An 11436-nucleotide genomic window follows, 5' to 3' on the forward strand; every position below is an offset into this window, starting at 1 on the left:
CCCGCCGCGCGGCCGGGGGTGACTCCTCCCTCCGGCGCCGCGGCGGCCCTGCCCGGCGCTCGGCCGAAGGCCACGCACGGGTCCTCCGGGCACGACGACGGGCCGCGGCCGAAGATCCTTGAGTAGGGTCGGCTCATGGAGAAGCGGCAACTGGGCAGGACCGGAATCGAGATCACCGCGTTCGTCTACGGCGCGGGATCGATCGGCGGAATCGGCGGCTCGCCGGAGACCCGGGGCCTGGGCCTCGACGCCGAGCAGGGATTCAGCCGGCTGAGCGAAGCCCATGCGCTGGGCATTCGCGTGGTCGACACCGCGGACAGTTACGGCGGCGGCGAAAGCGAGCGCACCGTCGGTCGCTGGCTGGCCGGGCAGCAGCCCGAAGACGTGCTGGTCGAGACCAAAGTGGGCGGTACCGCGCAAGGCATCGACCTGTCCGGCCCGCACATCGAACGGCAGCTCGCGCAGAGCATCGAGCGGCTGGGCCGGGTCGACCTCTACCTGTCGCACGCGCCGGACCCGACCACCCCGCTCGAAGAAACCGTCACCGCTTTCGCGGCCGCGAAGGGTGCCGGGCTGATCAAGGCGTACGGCGTCTGCAATGTCGACGCACGACTGCTCGAAGCCCTCCTGGCCACGGCATCGAACGCCGGGCTGCCGCGTCCCGAGTGGATTCAGAACGGCTTCAACCTGCTTGACTGCAGGGACGAGGCAGAACTGCTGCCGCTGGTGGAAGCCGAAGGCCTCGGGTACATGGCCTTCTCCCCGCTCGCCGGCGGCGTGCTTTCCGACCGTTACCTCGACGGCGCCCAGCCGGCCGCGGGCAGCCGCATCGCGGTGGCCGGCGAGAAGTACTACGCCGGCATGTACTCCGCGGACAACCTCGTCCGGGTCGCCCGGCTCCGGGATCTGGCGCAGGACAAGGGAATCAGTGTGGCCGGGATGGCGCTGGCCTGGCTGCACGCCCACCCGGTGATCACCGCGCCGGTCATCTCGCCCAGTACCGCCACCCAATGGCAAGCGGTGCACGAAGCCCTCGAAAACAAGCTCGACGAGGAGACCTTCGCGGCGGTTTCGGAGATCTTCAGCTGACGTCCGGTCCGGCCGGGCGACCACGGCGCGCGGGACCGCGCCGGAGCAGGAATTCGACGACCATCAGGTTGAGGATCCAGCCTGCCGTCTGGCCGACCGGAATCATCGAGGAAGCCAACGCACCGATCGAAGCCGGGTCCGCCCCGGTGAAGGGAATCTGCGCCAGCAGCATCACGGGAACGAGGACGCGCGAGGTGACGGCGAGGAACGTCAACGCGTAATTGCGCATCATCCAGGCCCGGTGGGCGATGAAATCGCGCCGGCGGGCCGCGCGGTAGGCGAGGCCGCCGGTGACCAGCCACAGAATGGCGGCCGTGCTCAGGCCGATCTGGGTGAGCAGCTGCCCGGACCACATCGCGACCGGGATCGCCGCCAGCGCCGAGGGCAGCACCCCGGCGAAGAGGTAAACGCGTCCGAGCGTCCGGTGAATCCGCTTTCGCGCCCGCACTTTCGGCATGAACTGCACGGGGCCGAGCACCAGCGCCGCCGTCGCGGCGAAAATGTGCACCACCAGCACGGAATACCGCAGGTTGTCGCCCACCTCGATCCGGCTGCTGCCCGGGTCGAGACCCAGATACGGGTACACGAGCACCGCCGCGAAAACGATCGCGACGATCGACAACAGCCATGCCACCGGTTTCCGCACAACCCAGCCCTTCGCTCGCCCGGCGCCAGGATCTCGCAGCGGGGCGGCGCGGTCATCCGTCACCGGGCGGCTGTGGCCGTACGTAATCCGACGTACGTTTCACTCGTCGGCGGCACCGCGCAATTCCCAGCTGCCCCGGCGGCGCAGGACGAGCAGGTAATAAGCTCCGGCGACGGCGGCGATGCCGATCGTGACGTACAGGCTCGGGCGGCCGACCTTCGGGTCCAGCGCGTTTTCGTAAACCACGTAACCGAGGGCGATCAGCGCGAGGACCGGGGCCACCGGGAACAGCGGCATGCGGTAGCGGGCGTGCGCGGTCGAGCCGTTGCGCCTGCCGTTCACCGCGGCCAGGCACAGCAGGGCGTACACGACGACGATCGTGGTCGCCGTGGTGACGACCAGGAACTGCTCGTCGGCGAAACACAGCACCGTGCCGACGAGCCCGACCGCGACCGTCGCGACCCACGGAGTGGCGAACCGGGGGTGGACGGTGGCCAGCGCCCGGCTGACCGCGCCCGGCCAGGCCGCGTCGCGGCCGGTGCTGAACACCATCCGGGCGGTGATCAGGATGATCGCCAGCACGGCGTTGAGGATCGCCAGCGCCACGGCGAGGCTGATCGCGGTGTTCAGCCCGGGACCGCCGACGGAGGTGAGGAAGTAGGACATCATGTTCGGCGCCGCGAAGAGCTCGTTCAACGACGGCGCCCCCAGCAGCACGGCGGTCACCGGCGCCAGCTCGGCGACCACGGTGATGCCCAGCGCCCACAGCACGGCGCGGGCGATGCCGCGGTGGGCGTCCTGGGTCTCCTCGCCGAAGTACACGGCCGAGCCGTATCCGTTGTAGGAGAAGATCGCGACCGCCGTCGCCGCGCCGATGAGCCCGATGCCGGCCGGCACCACCGCGCCGCCCGGACCGGCTGCCACCGGATGCAGCAGCAGGTCGGTGAACGGCCGGCTGGGGCGGGCGACGCCGAGCACGGTGAGCACCGCCAGCGCGGCCAGCTCGATGGCCAGGAAGACCCCGGTCACCCACGCGTTCAGCTTGATGTCGAACACGGCCAGCCCGGTCGCCACGACCGTGGTCACCGCGGCGACGACCGGGCCGTCCAGGCTCGGGAACACCACCGACAGGTAGGTCCCGACCCCGAGCGCGATCACCGCGATGATCAGCAGCTGCGTGATCACCAGCAGCCCGAGGGTGACGAAACCGGGCAGTTTGCCCAGCGTGCGGCCGACGATCGCGTACTCGCCGCCGCTGAGCGGGTACGCGGAGGCGAGTTCGGCGTAGACGAAGGCCATGAAGATGCCGACCACGCCGGCCAGCAGGAAGCTCCAGAAGGCGCCGCTGCCGGCCTGCGCCACCACCCCCGGCGAGATGATGAAGACCGAGGACGCGGGCGTGGTCGCGGACAGCGTGATGAGCAGCGTGCCCAGCACCCGGAGGCCGCGGCGCAGCGCCGGCTGAGACGCGGGCGGGCCGCCGGTCGGGTCTGAAACCATGTCGCCGTCTCCTCTTCGGAGCTGTTATTTGAAGAGGCATCAAAGAACTATCCGCGGGTTGCTGTCAATAGCCATATGGGTAGTGCTTGTGTTCTTTGACCGTCATGTGAAGAATCGGGACCATGCCACGACCCAGCAGGGCCGCCGAGCGGCGGGCCGAACTCCTCGCCGCCGCCCGGGAGGCGATCCTCGAGCGCGGGGTGATCGGCCTGCGCCTGCGGGACATCGCGGACCGGGCGGACATCTCGACCGGCTCGCTGCTCTACTACTTCCCGAACCTCACCGAGCTGCTGTACGAGGTGCAGCGCGCCGCGGTGGAGCGGTTCTGCTCGAACCGGGAGGCCGCGGCCGCGGCCGAACCCGATCCCCGGCGGCGTCTCGCCGGCCTCATCCGCGCCGGGCTGCCGGCCGGGCGCGAGGACGAACTCTGTTTCCTGATCTACGAACTCGGCGCGTACGCCCGCACCGATCCCGCCTACGCCGCCCAGCACATCCAGCTCTACGAGCGCCAGGTCGCGCTGTACTCCGCCGTGCTGGCGGCCGGGGCGGCGGGCGGGGTGTTCACGCTGACCCGGGACACCACCACGATCGCCCGCACTCTGGTGGCGCTGGAGGACGGCCTCGGCCTGCACCTCACCCAGGCCGTGCCGACCTTCACCGCGCCCGTGGCCGAGCAGCTGTTGCTGGCCTATGCCACCGATTCCACCGGGTGCGCCCTCGGCGCGCTCCCCCAGCCGGAAGGAGCCTGAATGCGCGCGCGTGCGCTCGGCCTGCCGCTGGCCGGCCGGACCGGCCCGCTCAACACGATCACCGACGTGCCGGGGGTCGCCGTCGGCTACACCACGCTGATCGAGGGCACCGACGTCCGCACCGGCGTCACCGCGATCCTGCCCCGGCCGGCCGGCGAGGCCGACATCCCGTGCGCGGCGGGCTGGTATTCGCTCAACGGCAACGGCGAGATGACCGGCACGAGCTGGCTGACCGAGACCGGGGCGCTGCGGCTGCCGGTGCTGATCACCAACACGCACGCGATCGGGCCGGCGCACCGCGGGGTGGTGGACTGGGCGCTGCGGGAGCGGCCGCGCCTGGCGGACCAGTGGCTGCTGCCGGTGGTCGCCGAGACCTGGGACGGCTACCTCAACGACATCAACGGCCCGCACGTGCGGGCCGAGCACGCGATCGCCGCCATCGACGCGGCGCGGCCGGGCCTGGTCGAGGAGGGCTCGGTCGGCGGCGGCACCGGGATGAACTGCTACGCCTTCAAGGGCGGCAGCGGCACGGCGTCCCGGGTGGTCGCTTACGGCGAAGATGCTTACACTGTCGGGGTTTTCGTGCAGGCGAACTTCGGCTCCCGCCGGGAGCTGACCGTCTGCGGGGTGCTGGTGGGCGAACGGCTGGGCGCCGACAACCCGATGGAGCAGACCGACTGGCGGACGCCGCCCGGGGCCGGGTCGGTGATCGTCGTCGTCGCCACCGACGCCCCGCTGCTGCCCGGGCAGTGCACCGCGCTGGCCCGCCGCGTGCCGCTCGGCCTCGCCCGCACCGGGACCACCGGATCACACTTCTCCGGTGACATCTTCCTCGCCTTCTCCACCGCGAACGCCGGCGCGCTGACGATCGGCCCGCCCGAGGGCGCACCCGGCTACGAGCAGCTCCGATTCGTGCCGTGGAACCGGATGGACGCCTTCTACGCAGCTGTGGCACCCGCCGTGGAGGAGGCGGTGCTGAACGCGCTGGTCGCCGGCCGCACCATGGTCGGCCGCCGCGGCCACCGCTCCCCCGGCCTGCCGGTGGCCGAGCTGCTCGACGTGCTCAGCTGAACCGCAGGGTTTGGTTAGCCTAAGCTTGTCAACCGGGCTCGGGTTGAGGTCCAATGGCCGGCATGGACCTCCTCCCGATCAGCGAGGTGGCGGCCGGTTTCCGGCCGCCCATCTCGACGCTGCACTACTGGGAGCGCTGCGGCCTGCTCACCCCGCACCGCCGATCCGGCCGCCGGTGCTACGACCGCGACCAGCTGTACCGGATCGCGTTGCTGAAAGTGTGGCGGGAGACCGGAAACCTGAGCCTCGACGACATCGCCGCCGCGCTGGGCGTCCGGCACACGGACCGCGGCTGGCGCACCCGACGAGTGCCCGCACTTCCGCAAGGGCGTGCACCTGCCCGCGGTCAGCGGCTCGATGCCTTGACCCGGCCCCGGCGGGTTTCACGCCAAGGCCCGGAGAAACCACGACACGCACCAGCCCAGCCGCACCCTCGGCCCCAGTCCGAAAGGAGGGACGGCCGCCCCTTCACCGCCGTCCAGGTGAATTGTCCGCTTCCGGGCAACGACCAGCCCGGGTAGTGCGAGTTCCCTGGGGCGCCCGGAAAACCCCGGGAGCCCGACGAGAGGGGAACAGCGATGGCGTCCACTCGAAGAGCCCTCGCCGGATTGGCGACGATCGTCACGGCGGCCGCTGGGTTGAGCGTGGCTGCGGCGGGGCCCGCCGGGGCAGCGGAGAGCGGCTCCTGGCGGGCTTACGGCAATACGAACCCGATCACCTCCAGCGCCAGCACGTGGCGGTGCGCCGGTTCCAAGACGGTCAGCACCAGCGTGGTCGCGCAGGTCTGCGCGGTCAGGTCGCCCGGCGGCGGCAGCGTGCAAGGGGCCGTGATCGTGCGCAACAACCGGTCCAGCCTCTACTCCATGACCGCGGCCATGGACCTCTACACCTCGTCCGGCACGGCGCTGGGCGTGTGGGCGTGCGCGTCGTCCGGGGTCGGCGCGAACTCGTGGTCGGTGTGCTTCGGGCGGACGCTCGCCCAGGCCGGTCCGGTGAACTCGGTGGGACGCGCCAACGACACGAGCCTCGGCATGTCACCGTCGGTGTGAACCCGGGCTGATCAGACGGTGAGCACGAGCTTTCCCTGAAGGTGACCACCGTCGAGCGCCCGGTGCGCGTCGGCGGCTCGCTCGAAGGGGAACGTCTCCTGCACCCGGACCCGGAGCTTGCCCTGTTCGACGAGTTCGACGAGCCCCCGCAGGGCGACCGGGTCCGGGTCGACCGCGATGCCGCTGAAGTGCAGGCCGGCTGCCTCGAACTTGGCGGCCAGTTCGGAATCCTCATCGGCGACCGCCGTCACCAGGCGGCCGCCGGGGCGGAGCACGCCCAGCGACCGCTCGACGGTGTCGCCGCCGAGGGTGTCGAGCACGACGTCGACGTCACGGGCCACCTCCGCGAAATCGACCTTCGTGTAGTCGATCACCTCGTCGGCGCCGAGGCTCTCGACGAACTCCCGTTTGCTCCCGCCGGCGGTCGTGATCACGTGCGCTCCCAACGCTTTCGCGATCTGGATCGCGACGTGGCCGACCCCGCCGCCACCCCCGTGGACCAGGACGCGGTCGCCGGCGGTCACGCCGCCGAGGTCGACCAGGCCCTGCCACGCCGTCAGCCCGACGACCGGCAACGCCGCCGCCTCCACGTGCGAGAGCGACGCCGGCTTGCGCGCCAGGTGCAGGGCCGGCGCCGACACGAACTCGGCATAAGCGTTGGCCGCCCGGGGAAACAGCGGCATGCCGAACACCTCCTCGCCGGGCCGGAACCGGCCCGTCCGCGCCTGTTCGACCACGCCGCTGAGGTCCCAGCCGAGGACGAACGGCGGCCTTCCCAGCATCGGGAACTCACCGGCCCGCAACCGCGCCTCCAGCGGGTTCAGCCCGATCGCCTTGACCCGCACGAGGACCTCGGTCGGCAACGGACGAGGCTCGGGCGCGGCCGTAATGGTGAGCACCTCGGGACCGCCGAGCTGCTGCTGGGTGATGACTCGCATGACTCTCCTGGCTTTCGGGAAGGGAACGAAACCCAGGCTAGGTTTCCGATAGGCACCCCCGGGTACCTTGGGCGCCATGAGCGATTACGGCCCCGGCGGTCTTTTCCTCGCCGACTGCCCGGCCCGTCTGGCGGTCGAGCTGATCGCCGACAAGTGGACGGTGGTCGTGCTCTCCGGCCTCAGCGAGGGCCCGGTGCGCCACGGCGACCTGATCGACCTGATCGGCGGCATCTCCCGCAAAATGCTCACCCAGACGCTGCGACGGCTCGAGTCACACGGACTCGTCCGCCGCCACGCCTACGCCGAGGTGCCGCCCCGCGTCGAGTACGAGCTCACCTCGCTCGGCGCGACGCTGATCGAGCCGATCCACGTGCTGACCGAGTGGGCGAGGGCGAACGGCGACGCGGTCCTCGACGCGCTCGACGCCCATTCGGAACCGGTCGCCCATCAAGGCTGAGCCAGGGCGGCGGCCATCCACTCGCGCACAGCCGCCGCCTCGTCCGGGTCCGGCCGGGGCGTGCCGTTGATCGTCGCGACCAGGCCGGCGTACCGGGTCAGCAGTTTCGCCAAGCCCGGCAGCCTGCTTGACTGCTGCGCGGCCCGGCCGAATTCGGTGACGCTCCGCCGGGCCCGGTCCGGGTCCTGCTCCCCGGTCATGGCGGCGGTGAACTCGGCGGCGTCGGCCACCATCCGCTCGGCGATGTCCCGGGCCTGCGGCGAATCCGCGGGCACCCCGGCCTGCTGGGCGGCCCGGGCCTCCCGGAAGAGCTTCTCGCGCCGTTCCGCTCGCGCCATCATCTCGGGCGTGGCCATCAGCCTGCCCCGCCCGGTGCCGAACGCGCGATGCAGCGAGTCCCGCATCGCCGTGCGGAACTCCTTGTCCTGCACGATTTCCGCGAGTTCGATCCAGGCTTCGAGCTGCTCGGCGGACGGCTCCTCGGGCAGCTCCGGCCGCCGGCTTCGCAGCGCCTCGACGTAGCCGGGATCGACGTCCAGGCCTTCGGTGACGAAGTCCCAGAACCGGGTGACGAGCCGGTCGCGCTCGTCGTCGGACATCGACACGAGCTTGTGCATCAGGCTCACCTGGTCCGTGGTGGTGCGCTGCCGCACGATGGTCCGCAGCACCGCGCGGCGCGCCCGGAACCGCCGCAGCTCCTTCTCGACCAGCCGCAGGTGGGTGACGGCCAGCTCGGGCAGGGTGGTGTCCGCGGCGAGCACCTGGCGGATGCCGTCCAGACCCGCGCCCAGCTCGCGCAGGGTCCGCACGAGTTCGAGGCGGGCGATGGCGTGCACGTCGTACTGCCGGAAGCCGCCCTCGGTGAGGCGGGTGGGCGGGACAAGGCCCTCGTCGGCGTAGAACCGGATCGCGCTGACGCTCAGGCCGGTGCGGCCGGCGACGTCTCCGATGGAGTAGAGGTCGTTCACACCGCCCACTATCGGATCTCGAGCCGCTTGAGAGTCAAGGCCCCGACTTGACACGAACACTATTCGTCGATAGAACAGTGTTCGTACACCGCATCGAGAACAGGACGACTCATGAAGGCAGCCCAGTTCAGCCGGTTCGGCGGCCCGGAGGTCCTCGAGATCGTGGACCTGCCGGATCCGCGTCCCGGTCCCGGCGAGGTCCGGATCGCCGTGCGCGCCGCCGGCGTCAACGCGAGCGACTGGAAGAAACGCCAAGGCCTGATGGACCAGGAACTCCCGCAGACGCTGGGGTACGAAGTGGCGGGCATCGTCGACGAGCTCGGCGAGGGCGTCTCGGACGTCGCCGTCGGGGACCGCGTCTTCGGGTTCTGCGCCGACGCCGCCGCGCAGGCCGAGCTGGCGGTGCTGCCCCACTACGCGCCCATCCCGCCGTCGCTCGATTTCGCGGCGGCTGCGGCACTTCCGGTCGCCGTCGAGACGGCCGCGCGGGCGCTCGACCAGCTCGGCGTCCAGCGCGGTGAGACGCTGCTGGTCAACGGCGCCTCCGGAGTCGTCGGACGGGCCGCTGTCCAGCTCGCGGTGGCGCGGGGCGCCCGCGTGATCGGGACCGGCAGCCCCGGCTCCCACGACCTGCTCCGCTCGCTCGGCGCCGAACCCGTCGCTTACGGGGATGGCCTGGCGCAGCGGGTCGGCGCGCTCTCCCCCGGCGGCGTCGACCGAGCGCTCGACATCGCCGGGAGCGGCGTCCTGCCTGAGTTGATCAAGCTCGCGGGCGGCCCGCAGCACGTCGTCACGGTCGCCGATTTCGCCGGCGCGCAAGAACACGGCGTGCGGTTCAGCCGGGGCGACACCGGTCGCGCCCTCTACACGCTCGGCGAGATCGGCGGCCTGATCGAGTCCGGGCAGTTCTCGGTCCCGATCGGGAAGACGTTCCCGCTCGCCGCCATCGCGGAAGCCCACCGGGCCGGTGAAACCGGTCAGGTACGCGGAAAAATCGTCCTGCTGGCCGGCTGATCCGGCCGCCGGTCCAGCGACCACAAAGGAGCGACATGACCCACCACCTCGCCTTGCCCGACAACCGCGTCACGATCCTCGGCGCGCTCGACCTGGAGCGCACCCCGAACGGCGTCCGCCCGCGCCGGCTGCCGGCCTGGACCCGGCCGCGCCTGCCCGACGACTTGATGGACCTTGTCGTCTCCCAAGCGGCCGGAGTCCGCCTGCGCCTGCGCACGGCCGCGCGGTCGCTGGCGCTGGGGGTGCACGTCACCGTGCCGGTGATGCCCGAGGGCCTGCTGCCCGCGTCGTTCGACCTCACCGTCGGCGGGACGGTGCTCGCCCGCGTGCCGGCCACCGCGGGAGACGTGCTGCACCTCGCCGAATCCCGCCTGAGCCCCGGGCCCGCCGAAACCGTGCGGTTCGACGGTCTGCCGGCCGGCGAGAAGGACGTCGAGATCTGGCTGCCGCACAGCGCGACGGTCGAGCTGCGCACGCTCGACGCCGACGCGCCGCTGCTCACGCCGACCCCGCCGCCCGGCGCGGCCTGGGTGCACTACGGCTCGTCGATCAGCCACGGCCTGGAGGCGCCCGCCCCGACCCTGGTCTGGCCGGCCGTCGCCGCATTGGCGACCGGCACGGCGCTGACCAACCTCGGCTTCGCCGGCAGCGCGATGCTCGACCCGGAGGTCGCCCGCGCCATCCGGGACACCCCGGCCGGCCTGGTCACGCTCAAGGCCGGGATCAACCTCGTCGGCGAGGCGTCGATGCGCGAGCGCACCTTCGTCCCGGCCGTGCACGGGTTCCTGGACATGATCCGCGACGGCCACCCGCGCACGCCGATCGTGCTCGTCTCACCGACCTCTTTCGCCGGGCTGGAAACCACTTCCGGGCCCGTCACGCTCGACCCGGAGACCGGCCGCAAACGCGCGCTGGGCTCCGCGGGCGCCGGGGCGCTGACCTTGAGCGGCGTCCGCGCGCTGCTCGCCAAGATCGTCGGCGTACGCGAAGACCCGGCGCTGCGCTACCTCGACGGGCGCGAGCTGCTCGGGCCGGACGAGGCCGCGGCCCTGCCCGACGGCCTGCACCCCGACCCGGCCGCGCACCTGCGGATGGGCGAACGGGCCGCCCGGCTCCTCGTGGCGCCCCAGCTCTGACCGGCCCGGCTCAGGCTCCGGCGAACCCGGCGGTCAACGTCCGCGCCGCCTCGTCCAGGTGGTCCAGCATCAGCTCGGCCGCGTCGTCGCCCTCGCCCGCGCCGATGGCGTCGGCGATCCGGCGATGCGCGCGGAGTTCTCCGGGCGTCAGCACGTGATCAGGCTGGAGGTAGTGCAGCCGCTGCACCTCCTCCACGAGGGTCTCGAGAATCGAGTACAGCCGCCGGTTCCCGGCGATTTCGGCCAAGCGAAGGTGGAAAGACTTCGCCGCGTCCAGCGCGCGGCCGAAGTCCACCCCGGACTCCTTGTCCACGAGCTTTCGCAGTTCCGCGACGGCTTCGGGCGAAGCCGTCGCGGCCGCCGTGCGCGCCAGCGCGGGCTCGACCAGCCGCCGGATCGCGAACAGCTCCAGCACGTCGCCGAGTTCGACCGGGCGGACCAGGTAGCCACGGCGGGGCAGCACCCGGATCCACCCGGTCCGCGCGAGCAGCCCGAGCGCCTCGCGGACCGGCGTCTTGGACACCCCGAACCCGGTGGCCAGCTCGCCCTCGTTGACCACCGCCCCCGGCGCCAGCTCGAGCCGCACGATCTGGGCCTTGAGCTGGTCGTACACGTCCTCGGTCAAGGACAGCGCGCCCACCTCCTCCGGCCACCGGCCGCACGATCCGACCCGGACCAGCACCATACCGGGTGGGCTGGGCTTTCCCGGTGCCGAGCCACCGGCCACCGGGCAGCGTGATCCTGCTCAACGGGACCTCCGGCGGCCGGCCCGCGCGGTTCGGGACCGGGGCGAGATTCCCTTTGCCTACTGGGGAATCG

At 71.8% G+C, this 11436-nt stretch carries 14 protein-coding genes; 8 read left to right on the plus strand and 6 right to left on the minus strand.

The features are described from left to right. Positions 1-135: 135 nt before the first annotated feature. Positions 136-1089 (plus strand): aldo/keto reductase, encoded by a 954-nt coding sequence (locus BMY97_RS18745; RefSeq protein WP_091618148.1) that lies wholly within the window; start codon positions 136-138, stop codon positions 1087-1089. On the opposite strand, the gene BMY97_RS18750 is transcribed toward BMY97_RS18745, so the two are convergent. After that, positions 1082-1723 carry a DUF2306 domain-containing protein gene (locus tag BMY97_RS18750; RefSeq protein WP_245787383.1) on the minus strand — a complete coding sequence of 214 codons (642 nt, stop codon included), beginning with the start codon at positions 1721-1723 and terminating at the stop codon, positions 1082-1084. The genes BMY97_RS18745 and BMY97_RS18750 overlap by 8 nt on opposite strands. Positions 1724-1834: 111 nt before the next feature. Further along, on the minus strand, positions 1835-3235 hold the full coding sequence (locus BMY97_RS18755) for an APC family permease (protein ID WP_091618150.1): 1401 nt from the start codon (positions 3233-3235) through the stop codon (positions 1835-1837). A gap of 122 nt (positions 3236-3357) precedes the next feature. On the opposite strand from BMY97_RS18755, the gene BMY97_RS18760 reads away from it, so the two are divergent. From BMY97_RS18760 to BMY97_RS18770, 3 genes are all read left to right on the plus strand, one after another. Then, a complete protein-coding gene (locus BMY97_RS18760; protein WP_091618151.1) occupies positions 3358-3984 on the plus strand; it encodes a TetR/AcrR family transcriptional regulator in 627 nt (208 codons plus the stop codon). Beyond that, a complete protein-coding gene (locus BMY97_RS18765) occupies positions 3985-5055 on the plus strand; it encodes a DmpA family aminopeptidase (RefSeq protein WP_091618152.1) in 1071 nt (356 codons plus the stop codon). 62 nt (positions 5056-5117) lie between these two features. Further along, positions 5118-5576: a MerR family transcriptional regulator gene (locus BMY97_RS18770; protein ID WP_091618221.1), complete on the plus strand. Its 459-nt coding sequence runs from the start codon at positions 5118-5120 to the stop codon at positions 5574-5576. A 173-nt stretch (positions 5577-5749) separates the two neighbouring features. Here the strand turns inward: BMY97_RS18770 and BMY97_RS48460 are convergent, their stop codons facing one another. Further along, positions 5750-5899 carry a hypothetical protein gene (locus BMY97_RS48460; protein ID WP_245787384.1) on the minus strand — a complete coding sequence of 50 codons (150 nt, stop codon included), beginning with the start codon at positions 5897-5899 and terminating at the stop codon, positions 5750-5752. Positions 5900-5918: 19 nt separating this feature from the next. Here BMY97_RS48460 and BMY97_RS48465 point away from each other — a divergent pair, with 19 nt between their 5' ends. Beyond that, positions 5919-6104, plus strand: coding sequence for a hypothetical protein (locus BMY97_RS48465; RefSeq protein WP_245787385.1), 186 nt, complete (start codon positions 5919-5921; stop codon positions 6102-6104). A gap of 11 nt (positions 6105-6115) precedes the next feature. Here BMY97_RS48465 and BMY97_RS18780 read toward each other — a convergent pair whose 3' ends face one another. Next, entirely contained in the window at positions 6116-7042 is a 927-nt protein-coding gene (locus tag BMY97_RS18780; RefSeq protein ID WP_091618154.1) for an NADP-dependent oxidoreductase, read from the minus strand. Positions 7043-7118: 76 nt separating this feature from the next. Here BMY97_RS18780 and BMY97_RS18785 point away from each other — a divergent pair, with 76 nt between their 5' ends. Then, the gene (locus BMY97_RS18785) at positions 7119-7499 is read left to right on the plus strand and encodes a winged helix-turn-helix transcriptional regulator (RefSeq protein ID WP_091618155.1); all 381 of its coding nucleotides are present in this window, start codon (positions 7119-7121) and stop codon (positions 7497-7499) included. Here the strand turns inward: BMY97_RS18785 and BMY97_RS18790 are convergent. Continuing rightward, complete coding sequence (locus BMY97_RS18790) at positions 7490-8467, minus strand: MerR family transcriptional regulator (RefSeq protein ID WP_091618222.1); 978 nt, start codon at positions 8465-8467, stop codon at positions 7490-7492. The two genes, BMY97_RS18785 and BMY97_RS18790, sit on opposite strands and share 10 nt — an antisense overlap. A gap of 111 nt (positions 8468-8578) precedes the next feature. Between BMY97_RS18790 and BMY97_RS18795 the strand changes: the two genes are divergently transcribed. Together BMY97_RS18795 and BMY97_RS18800 are read left to right on the plus strand one after the other, a co-directional pair. After that, positions 8579-9481: an NADP-dependent oxidoreductase gene (locus BMY97_RS18795; RefSeq protein ID WP_091618156.1), complete on the plus strand. Its 903-nt coding sequence runs from the start codon at positions 8579-8581 to the stop codon at positions 9479-9481. 35 nt (positions 9482-9516) lie between these two features. After that, positions 9517-10617, plus strand: coding sequence for an SGNH/GDSL hydrolase family protein (locus BMY97_RS18800; protein ID WP_091618157.1), 1101 nt, complete (start codon positions 9517-9519; stop codon positions 10615-10617). Between the two features lie 10 nt (positions 10618-10627). Here the strand turns inward: BMY97_RS18800 and BMY97_RS18805 are convergent, their stop codons facing one another. Then, positions 10628-11302 carry a GntR family transcriptional regulator gene (locus tag BMY97_RS18805; protein ID WP_091618158.1) on the minus strand — a complete coding sequence of 225 codons (675 nt, stop codon included), beginning with the start codon at positions 11300-11302 and terminating at the stop codon, positions 10628-10630. Between the last annotated feature and the right edge of the window lie 134 nt (positions 11303-11436).

Source organism: Amycolatopsis saalfeldensis (assembly GCF_900110575.1).
GTDB lineage: Bacteria > Actinomycetota > Actinomycetes > Mycobacteriales > Pseudonocardiaceae > Amycolatopsis > Amycolatopsis saalfeldensis.